At 69.7% G+C, this 18,481-nt stretch carries 15 protein-coding genes; 10 read left to right on the top strand and 5 right to left on the bottom strand.

The genetic code is table 11. The features are described from left to right. Positions 1 to 489 precede the first annotated feature (489 nt). Positions 490 to 1,134 (bottom strand): maleylpyruvate isomerase N-terminal domain-containing protein, encoded by a 645-nt coding sequence (locus tag ACLQ26_RS28510; RefSeq protein WP_425747422.1) that lies wholly within the window; start codon positions 1,132 to 1,134, stop codon positions 490 to 492. 662 nt (positions 1,135 to 1,796) lie between these two features. Beyond that, positions 1,797 to 3,260, bottom strand: coding sequence for a glycosyltransferase family 4 protein (locus ACLQ26_RS28515; protein ID WP_425747423.1), 1,464 nt, complete (start codon positions 3,258 to 3,260; stop codon positions 1,797 to 1,799). Between the two features lie 336 nt (positions 3,261 to 3,596). Between ACLQ26_RS28515 and glgX the strand changes: the two genes are divergently transcribed. From glgX to ACLQ26_RS28560, 9 genes are all read left to right on the top strand, one after another. Next, positions 3,597 to 5,714, top strand: coding sequence for a glycogen debranching protein GlgX (glgX, locus tag ACLQ26_RS28520; protein WP_425747424.1), 2,118 nt, complete (start codon positions 3,597 to 3,599; stop codon positions 5,712 to 5,714). Position 5,715: 1 nt separating this feature from the next. Further along, positions 5,716 to 8,022, top strand: a complete 2,307-nt coding sequence (treY, locus tag ACLQ26_RS28525) for a malto-oligosyltrehalose synthase (RefSeq protein WP_425747425.1) — start codon at positions 5,716 to 5,718, stop codon at positions 8,020 to 8,022. Further along, positions 8,019 to 9,743, top strand: coding sequence for a malto-oligosyltrehalose trehalohydrolase (gene treZ, locus ACLQ26_RS28530; RefSeq protein WP_425747426.1), 1,725 nt, complete (start codon positions 8,019 to 8,021; stop codon positions 9,741 to 9,743). Before treY ends, treZ begins: the two co-directional genes overlap by 4 nt. 414 nt (positions 9,744 to 10,157) lie before the next feature. Beyond that, the gene (locus tag ACLQ26_RS28535) at positions 10,158 to 10,772 is read left to right on the top strand and encodes a DUF5343 domain-containing protein (protein WP_425747427.1); all 615 of its coding nucleotides are present in this window, start codon (positions 10,158 to 10,160) and stop codon (positions 10,770 to 10,772) included. Between the two features lie 12 nt (positions 10,773 to 10,784). Further along, positions 10,785 to 11,372 (top strand): Swt1 family HEPN domain-containing protein, encoded by a 588-nt coding sequence (locus ACLQ26_RS28540; protein ID WP_425747428.1) that lies wholly within the window; start codon positions 10,785 to 10,787, stop codon positions 11,370 to 11,372. 158 nt (positions 11,373 to 11,530) lie between these two features. Then, the gene (locus tag ACLQ26_RS28545) at positions 11,531 to 12,718 is read left to right on the top strand and encodes a helix-turn-helix domain-containing protein (protein WP_425747429.1); all 1,188 of its coding nucleotides are present in this window, start codon (positions 11,531 to 11,533) and stop codon (positions 12,716 to 12,718) included. Between the two features lie 535 nt (positions 12,719 to 13,253). After that, the gene (locus ACLQ26_RS28550) at positions 13,254 to 14,444 is read left to right on the top strand and encodes a helix-turn-helix domain-containing protein (RefSeq protein ID WP_425747430.1); all 1,191 of its coding nucleotides are present in this window, start codon (positions 13,254 to 13,256) and stop codon (positions 14,442 to 14,444) included. 113 nt (positions 14,445 to 14,557) lie between these two features. After that, the gene (locus tag ACLQ26_RS28555) at positions 14,558 to 14,719 is read left to right on the top strand and encodes a hypothetical protein (RefSeq protein ID WP_425747431.1); all 162 of its coding nucleotides are present in this window, start codon (positions 14,558 to 14,560) and stop codon (positions 14,717 to 14,719) included. Then, positions 14,706 to 15,851, top strand: coding sequence for a helix-turn-helix domain-containing protein (locus tag ACLQ26_RS28560; RefSeq protein WP_425747433.1), 1,146 nt, complete (start codon positions 14,706 to 14,708; stop codon positions 15,849 to 15,851). The genes ACLQ26_RS28555 and ACLQ26_RS28560 overlap by 14 nt, the downstream gene beginning before the upstream one ends. A 75-nt stretch (positions 15,852 to 15,926) precedes the next feature. Here ACLQ26_RS28560 and ACLQ26_RS28565 read toward each other — a convergent pair whose 3' ends face one another. Beyond that, positions 15,927 to 16,451 (bottom strand): TetR/AcrR family transcriptional regulator, encoded by a 525-nt coding sequence (locus tag ACLQ26_RS28565; RefSeq protein WP_425747434.1) that lies wholly within the window; start codon positions 16,449 to 16,451, stop codon positions 15,927 to 15,929. 145 nt (positions 16,452 to 16,596) lie between these two features. Between ACLQ26_RS28565 and ACLQ26_RS28570 the strand changes: the two genes are divergently transcribed. Then, positions 16,597 to 17,493, top strand: a complete 897-nt coding sequence (locus ACLQ26_RS28570) for an SDR family oxidoreductase (protein WP_425747435.1) — start codon at positions 16,597 to 16,599, stop codon at positions 17,491 to 17,493. Positions 17,494 to 17,546: 53 nt separating this feature from the next. Here the strand turns inward: ACLQ26_RS28570 and ACLQ26_RS28575 are convergent, their stop codons facing one another. Further along, positions 17,547 to 17,807 (bottom strand): transcriptional regulator, encoded by a 261-nt coding sequence (locus ACLQ26_RS28575; RefSeq protein ID WP_425747436.1) that lies wholly within the window; start codon positions 17,805 to 17,807, stop codon positions 17,547 to 17,549. 74 nt (positions 17,808 to 17,881) lie between these two features. Beyond that, positions 17,882 to 18,385 carry a hypothetical protein gene (locus ACLQ26_RS28580; RefSeq protein WP_425747437.1) on the bottom strand — a complete coding sequence of 168 codons (504 nt, stop codon included), beginning with the start codon at positions 18,383 to 18,385 and terminating at the stop codon, positions 17,882 to 17,884. Positions 18,386 to 18,481 lie beyond the last annotated feature (96 nt).

The raw sequence follows: 18,481 nt of genomic DNA on the forward strand, positions 1-18,481 counted from the left end.
TTCCGCACCACCCGCACTTCCGCACCACCCGCTCTTCCGCACCACCCGCAGGCCGCCGACCCGATCCGGGCCGGCGGCCTGCGTCGTCTCGCGTCCGGGACCCTTGATCGACTCGGTTTCCAGGAAGCCGGGGTGTCCGGACAGGATCGATGCCACGACTTCCAGGAAGCCGAGTCGATCAAGCGCGACCGGCGGGCGGCGTCCGCGTCCGGCGTCCGGCGGGCGGCGGGCGCGTCCGGCGTCCGGCGTCCGGCGTCCGCGTCCGGCGTCCGGCGTCCGGCGTCCGCGTCCGGCGTCCGGCGTCCGCGTCCGGCGTCCGGCGGGCGGCGTCCGCGTCCGGCGTCCGGCGTCCGCGTCCGCGTCCGGCGTCCGGCGGCGCGGCGACTGGCCCTCGGCGGCGCGGCGACCGGCGGCGCGGCGACCGGCGGCGCGGCGATCGGCCTTCGGCGGCGCGGCGACCGGCGACCGGGCGGGCGGCGGCGCGGCGGGTCAGAAGGCGGAGATGTCCTGGGCTCGTTCGCTGCGGCTCAGTGCGCCGATCAGCGCCGACTGGCCCCGCCGGCGGACGGCCAGGCGGACCAACAGGTCGCGTACGGGGTCGAAGACCTCCGCCGGGAACACCGGCGTGGGCACGCCGACGCTTACCGCGAGGTCGTCGGAGTGCACGACGATCTCCAGTTGGCGTGTGAGCAGGAAGTCGGCGCGGCGCAGGGACCAGCCCTGCCACGGGATCGGCACGACGTCGAGGGCGGCGCCCCGCGACAGCAGGTCGGTGACCTGCGCGAGCGCGTCGGCCGAGCGCGCGTGCAGGTCCGCCGGGCCGCGTGCCGCGTCGGCCTCGTCCGGGCCCGCGGCGACCGCGTCGGCGTCCGGGGTGCCGTCGGTGACCCAGGCGGCCCGCTCGTAGTGGCTGTCCGCCGACTCCAGCGTGGGCAGGTCGGCGGGGCTCGGCAGCAGCTCCGCCGCCCGTACGGCCTGCCGCCCGAGGTGGCACGCCAGTGCCCCTACCGACAGGTGCGGCAGGGCGCTCGGGTTCGACCACTGCGCGGACACCTCGGCGCGCCGGATCAGGTCCAGCGCGATCGAGGCGGCGATCGGAAACGCGGAGTCCAGGGCATCGGCAGGACGAGACATTTGCACATTCTGACAGGCCCAGCCGGCCCAGCCGGCCCAGCCGGACCAGCCGGCCCAGCCGGCCCAGCCGGCCCGGCCGGACCGCGCCGGGCCTCGCTCGGCCTGGCGGCCGGCGCTGGGCAGCGAACCCCGGCCGGGCCTCGCTCGGCCTGGCGGCCGGCGCTGGGCAGGGAACCTCGGCCGGGCCTCGCTCGGCCTGGCGGCCGGCGCTGGGCAGCGAACCTCGGCCGGGCCTCGGCGTGATCGACTCGTCTTCCAGGAAAGCGCGGTATCCCCGTCGTGGGGACACCGCGACTTCAAGGAACCCGAGTCGATCAAGCGGGCCGGAACAGCCGGACCGGGCCGGGATCCCGCGGTCGGCCCTCGTCGGGCCCGCTTGGCCCGGCGGCCGGCACTGGGCAGCGAAGCCCGGTCACCGCAGCTTGATCGACTCGGCTTCCGGGAAAGCGCGGTGTCCCCGGCATGGGGACACCGCGACTTCAAGGAACCCGAGTCGATCAAGCCCGACCGGGCCGATCAAGCCCGACCGGGCCGATCAAGCCCGACCGGGCCGATCAAGCCCGACCGAGCCGATCAAGCCCGACCGGGCCGATCAAGCCCGACCGGGCCGATCAAGCCCGACCCGGCCGGGGCAGCCCGGCCGGGCCGGGGCGGAATGACCGTCAGCGCAGGCCGGCAGCGGCGAGCAGGTTGCCCTCGGGCAGCGCCGGGAGGGCGCGACCCTGGGACATGCGCTGCTCGGTGCGCTCGGCGGTGAACGCGGCGTCGTTGGCGATGGCGGCGGCGTAGCTGGCGGCGGTGCGCTGGGCGATGGCCGTCCAGCCGTACTGGTCGTGGACCATCCGGCGGGCGCGGCGGGCCATGGCGCGGGCGCGCTCACGGTCGGACAGCAGCGCGTCGACGGCGTCGGCGAGCCCGTCCGGGTCGTGCGGGCGGAACGTCATCCCGGTGGCTCCCGGCTCGACGATCTCGGCGAGACCGCCGGTGGCGGCGACGGCGAGGGGCGCTCCGGCGGCGGCGCCCTCCAGGGCGACCATGCCGAACGGCTCGTAGATGCTCGGCACCGCGAAGCAGTCGGACGCTGCCATCAGCGCCGGCAGGTCGTTGCCGCCGAGGAAGCCGGGCATGGTGACCATCCCGCCGAGGCCGTGGCGGTGCACCTCGGCCTCCAGTTCGGCGCGGTACGGGCCGTCGCCGGCGATCACGGCGCGCAGCCCGGGGTGCCGCTCGCGCAGCCGGGGGAGGGCGGCGATGAGGTGCTGTACGCCCTTTTCGTAGACGAGCCGGCCGGCGAAGGTGACCAGGGGGCCGTCTGCGGCGAACCGGGCCCGCGCCGCTGCCACGTCCCGGGCCGGCACCTTCCAACGGTGCGACTCGACGCCGTTGGCGACCACGTCGACGCGGCCGGCCGGTACGCCGAACAGGGCGCCCACCTCGTCGCGCATGTAGCCGGAGCAGACGATGACCCGTCCGGACTCGCTGCTGAGCCACTGCTCGACGCCGTGGATGGTGCGGTTCATCTCCTCGGGCAGCCAGCCCTGGTGCCGGCCCGCCTCGGTCGCGTGGATGGTGCTGACGAGGGGGATGTCCAGGTGGTCGCGCAACGTCATCGCAGTGTGTGCGACGAGCCAGTCGTGGGCGTGGATGACGTCGTAGCTGCCGGCCTGGGTGGCGCGCAGGGCGGTGCGGGTGAGGGTGTGGTTGAAGGCCATCGTCCACGCGAGGAGGGAGCCGGTGGCGAGGGGGAAGGCGACCGGGTCCTCGGGTGCGCGCAGGATGCGCACGCCGTCGGCGTACTCCTCCAGGGGTGCGCCCTCGGCGTGGCGGGTGACGACTGTGACGTCGTGGCCGGCGGCGGCGAGGGCGACGGACAGGGCGTGCACGTGGCGGCCGAGGCCGCCGACGAGCACCGGCGGGTACTCCCACGAGAGCATCAGGATGCGACGGGTCTGCGGCGGCACCCCCGGGCCGGGCTGCGCGGGCACGATCGCGCCGGGCTGCGCGCCGAGTCCGGAATGCGCGGACGGGCCGGGCTGCGCCGGAAGCTGGGGCCGGGAGGTGAGGGTGGGCCGGTGGGCCCGATCCGTGGCGGTAGCGAGCTGCTCGCCGACCCGCAGCGTCGTCACATCAGTCTCCGTCCATACGTGGTGGCACGCGCCGGCAGCAGTGGCGGCGGAGTGAGGGTGGGAAGGGGTGGCCGAGGGCCGAGTGAGGCAACGCGCGAACGCGTGTCCCCCGACAAGCAAAGGGCATCGCGCCCCGGATCGCATCTTCAAAACGCCCATGGTGACGGAGGACACCTGAGGGTGTAGCGCGCATCAGACAGGTGGTTTTCGGTCATCGCCTGAAAGGATGGATTGGCGCGTGGGGGCGCAGGGCAATACCGGCGTGCGCGCGGGCGGGCCCGCCCTCCCGTGCGCTCACGACGCGGTTCGCTCGTGATCAAGTGCTGAAGGAGCGACATGCAGGTCTGGCCGGGCGAGCGGTATCCCCTGGGCGCCACCTACGACGGGATGGGCACCAACTTCGCCATCTTCTCCGAGGTGGCCGAGCGGATCGAACTCTGCCTCTTCGACGAGTGGGACACCGGCGCCGAGCGCCGCGTCGAGCTGCGCGAGGTGGACGCCTACGTCTGGCACGCGTACCTGCCGGGGATCGAGCCGGGGCAGCGTTACGGCTACCGGGTGTACGGCCCGTACGACCCGGCGAACGGGTTGCGCTGCAACCCGCACAAGCTGCTGCTCGACCCGTACGCAAAGGCCGTCGACGGTGACGTGCAGTGGGACCCGGCGGTGTACGACTACGAGCTGGGCGAGCCGGAGAAGATGAACGAGACCGACTCGGCGCCGTTCATGCCGAAGTCGGTGGTGGTCAACCCGTACTTCGACTGGGGCAACGACAAGCCGCCGCGTACGCCGTACCACCACTCGGTGATCTACGAGGCGCACGTGCGCGGGCTGACGATGCGCCACCCGGACATCCCGGAGGAGCTGCGCGGCACGTACGCGGGCATCGCCTCCCCGCCGATGATCGAGCACCTGACCCGGCTCGGGGTGACGGCGATCGAGCTGATGCCCGTGCACGAGTTCGTGCACGACCACCGGCTCGTCGACCTGGGTCTGCGCAACTACTGGGGTTACAACACGATCGGCTTCTTCGCCCCGCACCACGGCTACTCGGCGCTGGGTCACCTCGGGCAGCAGGTGCAGGAGTTCCGGGGCATGGTCAAGGCGCTGCACGCGGCGGGCATCGAGGTCATCCTCGACGTGGTCTACAACCACACGGCCGAGGGCAACCACCTCGGGCCGACGTTGAGCTTCAAGGGCGTGGACGCGCCCAGCTACTACCGGCTCAGCGAGGAGGACCGGCGCTACTTCGTCGACTACACGGGCACCGGCAACAGCCTCAACGTCCGCAGCCCGCACTCGCTGCAACTGATCATGGATTCGCTGCGGTACTGGGTGACCGAGATGCACGTCGACGGGTTCCGCTTCGACCTGGCGGCCACCCTGGCCCGCGAGTTCTACGAGGTGGACAGGCTCTCCACGTTCTTCGAGGTGGTCCAGCAGGACCCGGTGGTCAGCCAGGTCAAGCTGATCGCCGAGCCGTGGGACGTCGGCCCCGGCGGCTACCAGGTGGGCAACTTCCCGCCGCTGTGGACGGAGTGGAACGGCAAGTACCGCGACACCGTGCGGGACTTCTGGCGCGGTGAGCCGGCGACCCTTGCCGAGTTCGCGTCGCGGATCTCCGGCTCGGCCGACCTCTACCAGGACGACGGCCGCCGCCCGTTCCACAGCATCAACTTCGTCACGGTGCACGACGGGTTCACGCTCAACGACCTGGTGTCGTACAACGACAAGCACAACGAGGCCAACGGCGAGGAGAACCGGGACGGCGAGAGCCACAACCGGTCCTGGAACTGCGGCGTGGAGGGCGACACCGACGACGACGCGGTGCTCGCCCTGCGGGCCAAGCAGCGGCGCAACTTCCTGGCCACCCTGATGCTCTCGCAGGGCGTGCCGATGATCGGCCACGGCGACGAGCTGGGCCGCACCCAGCACGGCAACAACAACGCCTACTGCCAGGACAGCGAGCTGGCCTGGATCGACTGGGACAACGTCGACGAGCAGTTGCTGGACTTCGTCCGTACGCTCACCGACTTCCGCAAACGGCACCAGGTGTTCCGCCGCCGCCGGTTCTTCACCGGCCTGCCGGTGAACGGGCGCGGCATCGACGAGCCGCTGCCCGACCTGGCCTGGCACACGCCCGACGGGCGGGAGATGACGGGCGAGGACTGGGGCAACGACTTCGGTCGTTCGGTGGCGCTGTTCGTGAACGGCGAGGGCATCCGGGAGCGCGGCCAGTACGGCCAGAAGCACCACGACGCCTCGTTCCTGCTCTGCTTCAACGCCCACGACGCGCCGCTGGACTTCACGATGCCCGGCTCCGAGTACGGGCAGAAGTGGGAACGGGTGATCAGCACCGCCGAACCCGAGCCGGACGACGCCACGGTGATCAGCGCGGGCGGCACCATCCGGGTGCCGGACCGGTCCCTCGTCGTGCTGGAGAGGACGATCTGACATGCCGGCCACCCCTCCCAAGGCCACCTACCGGGTCCAGGTCCGCCCCGGCTTCGACCTGGACTCCACCGCCGCGATCCTGGACTACCTGGACGAGCTGGGCGTCAGCCACCTCTACAGCGCCCCGCTGCTGGCCGCCACCCCCGGTTCGGCGCACGGCTACGACGTGGTCGACCACCGGACCGTCAACCCGGAGCTGGGCGGTGAGGCCGCCCGGCAGCGGCTGCTGCGGGCGCTGCGCGAGCGGCAGCTCGGCCTGGTCGTCGACATCGTGCCCAACCACGCAGGTGTCGCCGTGCCGCCGGCCAACCCCGCCTGGTGGGACGTGCTGCGCCGGGGGCGCGACTCGTCGTACGCCGACTGGTTCGACATCGACTGGGACCGGGGCCGGCTGCTGCTGCCGGTGCTGGCCGACGACCCGGCCGCCCTGGACGACCTGAAGCTCGTCGACGGCGAGCTGCGCTACCACGAGCACCGCTTCCCGGTCGCCGACGGCACCGGCGACGGCACCGCCCGGGAGGTGCACGAGCGGCAGCACTACGAGCTGATCTCCTGGCGACGCGGCGACGCCGAGCTGACGTACCGCCGGTTCTTCGCCATCGCGGGCCTGGCGGGTCTGCGCGTGGAGGACCCGGCGGTGTTCGCCGCCACCCACGAGCTGATCCTGCGGTGGGCCGCCGCCGGCGAGGTCGACGGCATCCGCGTCGACCACCCGGACGGCCTGCGCGACCCCGCCGGCTACCTGGCCCGGCTGCGCGAGGCCGCGCCGGACGCCTGGCTCGTGGTGGAGAAGATCCTGGAGTACGGCGAGGAGCTGCCGGACTGGCCGGTGGACGGCACGACCGGCTACGACGCTCTCGCGGCTGTCAACGGCCTGTTCGTCGACTCGGACACCGAGGGTGACTTCACGGCGCTGGACACCCGCCTCGCCGGGCACCACACGTCGTGGCAGGACCTGACCCACACCACCAAGCTGGCCGCCGCCACCCAGCTCCTCGGCGCCGAGCTGACCCGGCTGGCCGCGCTCGCCCCCGAGGTGCCCACCGAGCGGGCCCGCGCCGCGCTCGCCGAACTGGCCGCCGCGTTCCCGGTCTACCGGGGCTACCCGCCGGAGGGCGCCCGGCACCTCGCCGCCGCCCGCTCCGAGGCCGGCCGCCGCCGCCCCGACCTGACCGGCGCCCTGGACGCGATCACCCGCCGGCTGCGCAACCCGGACGACGAGCTGGCGATGCGTTTCCCGCAGCTCACCGGCGCGGTGATGGCCAAGGGCGTGGAGGACACCGCGTTCTACCGCTGGACGCGTTTCGTGGCGCTCAACGAGGTCGGCGGCAGCCCCGCCCACTTCGGGGTGCCGCCTGCGGAGTTTCACCGCTTCGCCAGCGCCCGCCAGGTCCGCTGGCCGGCAAGCATGACGGCGCTCTCCACCCATGACACGAAGCGCGGCGAGGACGTGCGCGCCCGTCTCGCCGTGCTCAGCGAGCTGCCGGGCCGCTGGGCCGAGCAGGTCCAAACCTGGATGGAGTACGCGCCACTGCCCGACCCGGCGTTCGCCCACCTGCTCTGGCAGACGGCCGTCGGCGCGTGGCCGATCGAGCGGGAGCGGCTGCACGCGTACGCCGAGAAGGCCGCCCGGGAGGCCGCGGCCTCGACCAGTTGGGCGGACCCGGACCCGGCCTTCGAGCAGGCCATGCACGCGGTCATCGACCGCATGTACGACGACCCGAGCCTGCACGACGAGCTGACCGAACTCGCCGCCGCCATCACCCCGGCCGGCTGGTGCAACTCGCTCGGGCAGAAGCTGATCCAACTCACCATGCCGGGCGTTCCGGACACCTACCAGGGCACCGAGCTGTGGGACAACTCCCTCGTCGACCCGGACAATCGGCGGCCCGTCGACTTCGACGTACGCCGGGAGATGCTGGCGCGGCTCGACGGCGGCTGGCGTCCCCCGATCGACACCGACGGAGCGGCGAAGCTGCTCGTCGTGTCGCGGACGCTGCGGTTGCGGCGGGCGCACCCGGAGCTGTTCACCACCTACCGGCCGGTGCCGGCGCACGGGCCGCAGGGTCGGCACGTGCTGGCCTTCGACAGGGGCGGCGCGATCACCGTGGCGACCCGCCTGCCGCTGGGCCTGGCGCGGGCCGGTGGGTGGTGCGACACAGTCCTGTCGCTTGGTGTTAACGAGGTGAAGGACCTGTTCACCGGGCGGGTCTACAGTGGCGGGGAGACCTCACTGGCCGACCTGTTGGCCGACTATCCCGTCGCACTGCTGGCTCCTCCCACCGATGACGCGGAGGCTGCTTCATGACCGAATTCTCCGTGTGGGCGCCCGACGCCACCCGCGTGCGGCTGCACCTGCCCGGCGCCGACGACCACGAGATGCGCGCCGCCGCCGGCGGCTGGTGGCGGGTCGAGGTGCCCGACGGCGGCCCCGACTACGCGTTCCTGCTCGACGACGACGACATCCCGCTGCCCGACCCGCGCTCGGCGTGGCAGCCGGACGGCGTCCACGGGCCGAGCCGCCTCTACGACCATTCGGCCTTCGACTGGTCCGACAGCTCGTGGACCGGGCGGCAACTGCCCGGCAGCATCCTCTACGAGCTGCACATCGGCACCTTCACGCCCGAGGGCACCTTCGACGCGGCCATCGAGCGCCTCGACCACCTGGTGTCGCTGGGCGTCGACCTGATCGAACTGCTGCCGGTCAACGCCTTCAACGGCGAACACAACTGGGGGTACGACGGTGTCTGCTGGTATGCGCCGCACCAGCCCTACGGCGGCCCCGACGGCCTGAAACGGTTCGTCGACGCCGCCCACGCCAAGGGGTTGGGGGTGATCCTCGACGTCGTCTACAACCATTTCGGGCCCTCCGGGGCCTACGCGCCGCGGTTCGGGCCCTACCTCGCCGAGCAGAGCAACAGTTGGGGCCGCTCGGTCAACCTGGACGGCCCGCACTCCGACGAGGTACGCCGCTACATCATCGACAGCGTCCTCATGTGGCTGCGCGACTACCACGTCGACGGGCTGCGCCTGGACGCCGTGCACGCCCTGCTCGACTCGCGGGCGGTCCCCATCCTGGAAGAGCTTGCCATCGCGGTCGAGTCGCTGTCGACGCACCTGGGGCGGCCGTTGTCGCTGATCGCCGAGTCCGACCTCAACGACCCTCGGCTCATCACGCCCCGGGAGGCGGGTGGGTTCGGGCTGCACGCCCAGTGGAACGACGACGCGCACCACGCGCTGCACACGCTGCTGACGGGGGAGCGGCAGGGGTACTACGGGGACTTCGGCTCCCTGGAGACGCTGTCGGACGTGCTGACCGGCGGGTTCTTCCACGCCGGCACATGGTCCAGCTTCCGGAACCGGCACCACGGGCGGCCTGTCGATCCGCGGATTCCTGGGCATCGGATGGTGGCGTACCTGCAGAACCACGACCAGATCGGCAACCGGGCTACTGGCGACCGGATCTCGGCTTCGCTGTCGCCTTCGCTGCTCCGCGTCGGGGCTACGTTGCTGTTGACCGCGCCGTTCACTCCCATGCTGTTCATGGGGGAGGAGTGGGCCGCCTCTACGCCGTGGCAGTTCTTCACCTCGCACCCGGAGCCGGAGTTGGCCTCTGCGGTGCGGACCGGGCGGCGGCGAGAGTTCGCGGCGCACGGGTGGCCGGAGGGGGACGTGCCGGACCCGCAGGACCCGCAGACGTTCGTACGGTCCCGGTTGGACTGGGCGGAGCTGGACAAGCCTGAGCACGCTTCGATGCTGGCGTTCTACCAGCGGTTGATTGGGCTGCGGCGGTCGGTGCCGGACCTGTCGGATCCTCGGCTGCACGCGGTTTCCGTGCAGCACGGGGACCAGTTCCTGCTGATGCGGCGGGGGGACACGCTTGTTGTCGCCAACCTGGCTGGGCGGGGGCAGGGGGTCAGCCTGCCTGGGGTGGCTCGGCGGGTGTTGCTGGCGACCGGCGAGGGGGTCACGGTGATGCGGGACCGGATCGAGCTGCCGGCGGAGACTGCGGCGATCGTGGCGCTTTGAGTCGTACCTCCGTTTAGTCGGTTGTCTCGGAACATTGTTCGGTCTGCTCAACTGCGGTTGCGAGACTTGCTCTGTCGGTGGACCGATTACACCACCGTGCTAGGTGCTAGAACCGACGTCGGGCACTCTTCGCACAATTGTACGAGACTAAGACGGGTGCTTTCCCATGTCTTGATCTAGTGACACTGAGCGTTGAGGTAGCGATGGCTTCGGAGTCGTCCAACATCACTTCGTCATTGGATCTTGGCGGCAAGGGTCCTCGGTTGAAGTGCGGCGCGGCGAGCTTGCTAGTGATGTGGGGGAAGCGTACTCTGGGAATCTTCCGCGCATGGGCGGAAGCGCTTTCTTGCGACGCCTTTACGCGTATGTCGGAGGTCCAAATTGGCGACTGAATCTGGCGGCAAGATTCCCTACATGTCGGCTTACGGCAACATTGGCAAAGTGCTTGAGAAGATCAAAGCGGCCTCAGTGCCAGACCGGTTCACCCAAGATTTCTTGGCAACAAAACTCGGTCTCAGCGGGGGTGGGGCGCGTCCCATCATTCCTTACCTCAAGCGCGCTGGGCTCTTGGGTCCGGATGGAGCGCCAACACCGCTCTATCGCCAATTCCGTAATCCTGCCGCCAGTCGAGCGGCAGCGGCGGTGGCGGTACGCAACGCCTACCCTGCGCTCTATGAACTCAACGAGTACATCCATGACGCGTCCGACAAGGACGTGAAAGGGCTCATCGTTCAGATCACGGGACTGGAGCCCGATTCGACGACCGTTAAGGCGATGTTGGCCTCGTTCAAGGCTTTGCGGAGCCTGGCCGATTTCGATGCGAACCCGGCTGAGGTGGAGGAACAACTAGCTGAACAGCCGTCTCGCGGCAGTGATGCACCTACGGGGAGCCCAACCGGTCGGCCTATTCAACTGCCAGCTACTCAGCTTCGCCTTGGTTACGAGATCAATCTACACTTGCCCAACACCACTGACGTAGCCGTATTCAATGCGATCTTTAAGAGCCTGCGCGAACACCTCCTAGTCTAAGAAGGTGCGATCATGAATTCGGCAGAGGCGTTGAAAGTTTTTGGTCTCACAGCTCAGTTGATCGAACACGAGCTTGACCAAGTTGAGGCTAAGCTAGGAATAGATCTAGGTCGCGCGAAGGTAGGGGTCGTAGTCGAAGAGGATCACGATTACTATCCCCAAATCGAGCAAGCTATACGGGCTGAGGCGGCAGCAATGGCGCCGCACTACGAAATGTTCTATTCTTTGGAAAAGACGATTCGCGGCCTTGTTGGGCAAACTTTTGAAGCTGCCGATGGGGAGTCTTGGTGGCAAGGAAGCCGGGTGCCCGCAAAAATAAAGGCAGACTGTGAGGCGAGGCGGCGAAAAGAGATTGACACGGGCAACACTCCGCGATCGGATGAAGAGCTTGACTTTGCCACTTTCGGCGAGCTTGGTGAGATCATCAAGTGTAACTGGGACATCTTTGGCAGCCTATTCAAGAGCGCAAAGGCTGTCGAACGTGTGATGGCTAATCTCAACACGTTGCGCGGGCCGATTGCCCACTGTAGTCCGCTGGCGGAGGACGAGATCGTACGGTTGCGGTTGACGGTTCGTGACTGGTTCCGACTGATGGAGTAAGAAAGTGTATCTACACTGGTCACCGAGGTTCTGATGACAGTCCGCGATAGCGGAGCCGTCTATCAAGTTCGTCCCCTGGCTTCGGTCTTCGAGCGGCATGCCTGGGACGGCGGCTGTGACCGCCGTCCCAAGCCTCTACTTGGGAGGGTGAAAGCACGGTGAATAAACCGGACACCATCGGTGGCAGGATCCGGTACTGGCGGATGCGCCGGGGCGGCATGACTCAGGCCGTCCTCGCCGGGCTCGCAGGTGTCACCCAGTCGTACGTATCGCAGGTCGAGTCGGGTCGAAAGCCGATCGACCGCCGCTCCACTCTGGTCGCTCTCGCCGCCGCCCTTCAGGTCACGGTGGCCGACCTGCTCGGCCAGGGCACCGAGTCCGGCGACCCCGCCCGCGAGAGCGCCGCCGAGTGCGTGCCGGCGATCTGGTCGGCCCTGATTGAGATCGAGGACGGCGAGCGCCGCCCGTCCACCTACGCAGCGGAGCGCCTGGCCGCCGAGATCGCCCGCGCCGAGCAACTCCGCACCTCGTGCAACTACCCAGCCATGGCGCGCATGCTCCCGAGCCTGCTGCTCGAAGCCGCCGCTGCCGGCGGCACAGTGCTCGTCCAGGTCGCCTACCAGGCCGCCACCTGCCTACGGAACCTCGGCTACCGCCACCTGGCCCTCAACGCCGCCCGGCTCGCCGGAGCGGTCGCCGAAGACACCGAGGACCCGGCATGGATCGCGGCCGCCCGCTTCGCCTACGCGCAGAGCCTGCCGATCGAGTCCGCATCGGTCGCGGCGCGTGCCGCGGACCGGTCAGTGACTCAGTTGCAAGCTGACGCCGCCGACGAGCGGGTGCGACAGATGCTCGGACAGCTCCATCTCTCGGCCGCCTTGACGTCGACGGTCAGCGGTCGTCTGGACGTAGCTGGCGATCACCTTGCCGAGGCAGCCCGCGAGGCGGCAACGCTCGGGGATCCGGTCGACGGGGCCGGCTTCAACGGTTGTGGCTTCGGGCCGACCAACGTCGGGCTCTGGGAGATGTCCATTGCGGCCGAACAGGGGGAGTCGGGCCGGGTCATCGAGCTGTCTCGGACGGTCCGGCCGCAGGTGCTCGCAGCGTCGATCCGCCAGCAGTCCTACTGGCTTGACCTTGGGAGAGCGCTGGCAGACGGCGGTCGTCGGGACGCCGAAGCCCTCGGGGCATTCGTACAGGCCGAGCAGTCCGCGCCGATCCCGTTCGCCATCAACCCGCTCGCCCGCGACGCCGTGGTGACTCTGGCGCAGCGCGCCCAGCGCCGAGCCATCCCCGACGAACTGCGCCTGCTCGCCAGCCGCATCGGCATCAACCTGGCCGCATAACTGAAAGTTGTCGAGCCTTCGGGCGTTCTGCCCCGACGTCCGGCTTCGGAGTTGAATAGCCCGTCCGGAGGAACCTGGCACCGCCATGCTGTAGTTGGCACCAGTCTGTCCAGACTGACTTCGCATCTACGCCGGGCCCTGCTTGCTCATGACCCAGCGGTTTCCGCACGCTGTTCACCCCCGGGGCACTCCTCGGGCGGGGCGTAGGCACGAATGGTGCCGTTGTGCCGCGCAACTCTTCCGTCAGCGGTGAGGGCTACGGTGCGTTTACAGACGGGGCACCGGCCCTGCTGATGCTGCGAGCGCTGGGTCACCTTGCCTCCCCAGGTGGGTCGTTGCGCGCCTTCAATGTCATCCGTCGAGTGACGCCGCCTATTGTTGCCGATCGAGGCTCGGAAGCCGGCTGACCACGGAAGGTGCCAGACCCACCCGCACGACGTCGAGCGTCACCGATGCGCTGCTCAGCGGGTGTAGCGTCCAACCGGGCGGGGGTAGCGGGCTCAATGCCAGATCGGTCCTCTAACCAGGAGTAGGCATGGTGACGAAGCCGGACACCATCGGTGCCAGGATTCGCTACTGGCGGATGCGCCGTGGCGGGATGACTCAGGCCGTGCTCGCTGGGCTCGCTGGTGTCACTCAGTCGTACGTGTCACAGGTCGAGTCGGGCCGCAAAACCATCGACCGCAGGTCCACCCTGGTCGCTCTCGCCGCCGCACTCCAGGTCACGGTGGCCGATCTGCTCGGCCAGGGCACCGAGTCCGGTGATCCGGCCCGCGAGAGCGCTGCCGAGTGTGTGCCGGCGATCTGGTCGGCCCTGATCGAGATCGAGGACGGCGAGCGCCGCCCGTCGACCTACACACCGGAACGCCTGACGGCCGAGACCGCCCGCGCCGATCAGCTCCGCAATTCGTGCAACTACTCGGCCATGGCCCGCATGCTCCCGGACCTGCTGCTCGAAGCTGCCGCCGTGGGCGGCACCGCGCTCGCTCAGGTCGCCTACCTGGCCTCCACCTGCCTCCGGCACCTCGGCTACCGCCACCTGGCCCTCAACGCCGCCCGGGTATCCGTGTCGGCTGCCGAGGACGTTGAAGATCGCGCGTGGATCGGCGCATCCCGGTTCGTCTACGCGCAGAGCCTGCCGATCGAGTCGGCCCGCTTGGCGGCCAATTCCGCTGACCGATCACTGGCGGAGCTCCAGGGGGACGCCTCCGACGTCCGGGTGCGACAGATGCTTGGTCAGCTTCACCTCATGGCGGCGCTGGCCTCGACCGTGGACGCTCGCCCCGACGTTGCCCGCGACCACCTCGCGGAGGCAGCACGCGAGGCGGCGAGTCTGGGAGATCCGGCCGACGGTGGTGGCTTCAACGGGTGCTGCTTCGGTCCCACCAATGTCGGGCTCTGGAAGATGTCCATCGCGGCTGAGCAGGGCGAGTACGGCAAGATAATCGAGCTGTCCCGGACGATACGACCGCAGGTGCTCAAGGCATCGAATCGCCAACTGTCGTACTGGCTGGATATCGGACGAGCGCTGGCGGACGGCGGTCGTCGAGACTCCGAAGCCCTCGCAGCATTCATCCGGGCCGAACAGGCCGCGCCGATCCCGTTCGCCATCAACCCCCTCGCCCGCGACGCAGTGGTGACCCTGGCCCAGCGTGCCCAGCGCCGGGCCATCCCCGACGACCTGCGGCTGCTCGCCGGCCGCATCGGCATCAACCTGGCCGTATAACTGCCAGTAATTCCCCCCATCACTAATCCGCCCTACTGTCCGTTTTGGGACGTGGTCGCGTTCCAACGGCCTGGGGTGGCGAGCCTCCCGGGCCTCTGACGGAGGAGGCGGGGATGAGCGGTAAGGACGACAACGCTTCGGAGAACAAGGGTGAGGCCGCCGAGCGGGAGGCCGCCAAACAGCGCCTCCTCGCCCAGGCCGAGGCAGACCGCGTACCCGTGGAGGACACGACCCGCGCGGTCCCGGACCGGCGGTGGCGGCGTGACCAACGATGACCTCCCGATCGGCCGGCGGGTCGCCCGCTGGCGGGTGCGGCGGCAGATGACGCAGCAGATGCTTGCCGACCGATTGCGCAGGTCGAAGAGCTGGGTCGACAAGATCGAGCGGGGCGTGCGCCCCCTGGACCGGTACTCGGTGATCCAGGAGCTGGCCCACGTCCTGCGCGTCGACCCGGAGGTGCTTCTCGGCCAGCCGCAAAGCGTCCCTGCCGGCCCTCCGGATGGGGTGGACGACATCCGGGCCGCGCTCGCCCGCTACGACACTCCGCAGGCCCCACAGGAGACGGACGAGCTGAGGCGGCAGGTCGGCTACGCCTGGTTGACCTACCAGCACGCGCACTACGGGCAGTTGGTGCGGGTGTTGCCGGGTCTGCTCGACGCCGCCCAGGGCGCGCGGTCGGCGGAGCTGCTGGTGCAGGCGTACCGCATCACCTCGTCGCTGCTGGTCAAGCTCGGCGAGGCCGACCTCGGCTGGCTGGCCGCCGACCGGGCGATGGCCGCCGCCGCCGATGACCCGGCGCTCGCGGCGACGGCGGCCGTCTCGGTCAGCCAGGCGCTCCGCGCCGCCGGCCGCGACCGCCTGGCCCTGGCCGCGTCCCTCGCCGCCGCGAACCGTGTCCGGCCGCAGCGGTCGGCGGGGGAGTGGGCAGTGGGTGGGACACTGCTGGTCCAGGCCGCCCTGGCCGCCGCGGGCTGCGGCGAGCATCGCCGCGCCGACGAGCTGGCCGACCGGGCCGCGGGCGTCGCCGCACACCTTCGGGGGTACGACGATCAGCACCGCACCAGCTTCGGCCCGGTCGCCGTGGAGCTGGCGCGGGTGCTGGCGGCGGTGTCGCGGGGTGACGCCGTCGAGGCACTGCACAGGCACTCGACTGTGGTGCGGCGGGAGGGGTGGCGGCGGTTGCCGGCCGAGTATCGCGGCGCGTACCTGGTGGACGCCGCGCGGGCGTACCTCCAGGTGGGTGACCTGCGCGGGGCGGCGCGGGCGCTTGTCGACGCGGACAGTGTCGCGCCGGCTGAGGTTCGGTGCCGGCCGTTGGCGCGTACTCTCATCGCCGATGTCGCACGCGCGCAGCCGGCGCCGGCCGGCGTGGCGCGACTGGCGACGTTGGTCGGCCTCACCCGGTGAGCACCTGCGGCGACCCAAGCGCCGGGCGGCGGGACGGGACAAAGGCAGCCATCGGGGCTTCGATGGCGAAAAATGTCAAGCTGCCAGTGCTTTCAGTTCTTCCAGCACCGCACGCTCGACCTCGGCTAGTGACCTCTGTTCGTCCTCGGCGATCCACTCGGAGAAGGCCACGTAGAAAACCGTCACGCCGGTTTCCGCCGCGAGGACGGCCGCTCGCTCGGCGACACCGCGCGCACGCAACGCGCCGGCTACCACCGCCGCGAGCGATGCCCTCTTCAGCAGCTCGCGTTCCAGTAGGCCGGGGTTCGCCGTGATGACCGCGTGGCGCTGACGTGACCAGGGCCGTCGTTCGTCGGCGAAGGACTCCGCCGCGACCGCCAGGGCTGCGGTGACCATCTCCAGCGGCGACGCGGACGGCGGGGCCGCGCGCACGCCGTCCAGGAATGCCTGTTGCAGCATGTCCTGTCCGTCGAACAGCACCTCGCGCTTGTCGGCGAAGTGACGGAAGAACGTGCGCTCGGTCAGGCCGACGCTCTGGGCGATCTCTTCGACGGTCGTCTTCTCGAAGCCTTGTCGGACATAGAGCTCCAGTGCCGCCATCTGTAGGCGCTGCCTCGCACCTGGATCCCATCGCGCCATGGGGAGAGCATAGTGATGACAGCGGCTGACATCATGCGCTAGGGTGACGACAGCAACTGACATCACCAGGGTGTTGGTTGGCCGGAATCAAGAAGGAGATCCATCCATGCGCGTTTTCGTCACCGGGGCATCCGGTTGGATCGGCTCCGCCACCGTCGACGAGCTGCTCGCGGCCGGTCACGACGTCGTCGGCCTCGCCCGCTCCGACACCTCCGCCGCCGCTCTGGAAGCCATGGGCGTCACGGTCCGGCGCGGCGACCTCGACGACCTCGACGGCATCCGCGCGGGCGCCGCAGACGCCGAGGCCGTGATTCATCTCGCCAACAAACACGACTTCGACAACCCCGCCGTCTCGAACAGGGCCGAACGAGCCGCGATCGAGGCAATCGGGGACACCCTCGAAGGTTCGGGTCGGCCGTTCCTGTTCGCCTCGGGCATCATCCCGGTCGACGGTGGTCGTCCCGCCACCGAAGACGATGCCTCCCCGTTCCACGGCCCCGACACCCCTCGCGGCGGCGGCGAGAACCTCGCACTGGACTACCTCGCCCGAGGCGTGCACGTGGTCGGGGTGCGGTTCGCCCCCACCACGCACGGCGCGGGCGACAACGGCTTCATGACCACTCTCGTCGGTATCGCGCGGGAGAAGGGCGTCGCCTGCTACATCGGCGACGGTGCGAACCGGTGGCCCGCAGTGCATCGCTCCGATGCCGCCCGCCTCGTCCGCCTCGGACTGGAGAAAGCACCCGCGGGCTCGCTCCTGCACGCGATCGCCGAGGAAGGAGTCCCGACACGCCAGATCGCCGAGGCGATCGGCCACGCGCTCGACCTGCCCGTCGCCTCCATCTCGGCCGAGAACGCACCAGCTCACTTCGGTTGGATCGGCGGATTCTTCGGCAGGGACATCCCCGCCTCCAGTACTCGCACCCAGGAGATTCTCGGCTGGACACCCACCGGCCCCACCCTCCTGGACGACCTCAACACAGGCGCCTACTCCCACGCCTGACAACCCGTCGACGAGACGTAGGCCGTCGGGTCAACCGGGCTACGAAACGGGACCTAGGACCGCGGCTGTTCTCCGGCTTGAGCGCGTTCCACGATCATTCGTAGCGCCTCGACATGCCTCACGAAACGGGATCGGGCCTCGTCGGTGGCTCGTACCGTGGTTTTGGGTACCCGGCCGTGATACGTGCGCCGTTGCTCGATCTGCCCGTCGTTCTTGAGCGTGGTGAGCTGTTTGGACAGTGCGGAGTCCGACAGTGACACCGCGTCCCGCAGGAAGGCGAAGTCGCACCAGTCCGCGGCTGTCAGCACCGACATGATCGCCAGCCGTGTCGGATCCGAGAGCAGCCGGTCCAGGCCCGGTGCCCGGCCCGCAGTTGGTGGTGAGTCGGTCATCGGCCGCTTCGGTGTTGGAAGGTCTCGCTCAGCAGCTGACTCAGGGCGAACAGCGCGGTGAACGCAGCGCCGAGGAGTATCCCGGCGACGGTGTTCGGGTAGTTGCTCAGGCCGATCGCGCCGGCCACGTTGTCAGCGATCGTGTTGCCGTAACGGGAGAGCAGCCAGCCGCCGAGACCGCCGACGACCGCCACCACACCGAAAGCCTGTGGCGCGAACGTCTGCCTGCGCCGCACAGCGCGCAGCCTGCTCAGTGGCGCTGATCGGCCGGCAAAAGTGATCACGGCAACGATGACGAGCACGACCAGGACCACCGCGGCGAGCAGCTTGGCGCCATCGAGGTCGACGAAGTCGTTAACCGCACATGCCGCGGCACTCAGGAGGAACATCGTTGCGTAGACCCACCACGGCACGCGCGCCGCGCGCCGGGTCCGTTGCTGGTGCTCGTGGATCGTGGCCAGAGTTGCTGCCGCGTTCTGCTGATCGTCTTGCATGCTCATCGTGACCTCCTTGACTAGTTGCCTCATTGGAAAGTACTAGCTTCTTTCCGATGAGGCAACTAGTCAGGTGGCCGGGGCGGCGACGGTGCGCGGATC

The sequence above is a fragment of the Micromonospora sp. DT43 genome (assembly GCF_049841645.1).
Classification (GTDB): Bacteria; Actinomycetota; Actinomycetes; order Mycobacteriales; family Micromonosporaceae; genus Micromonospora.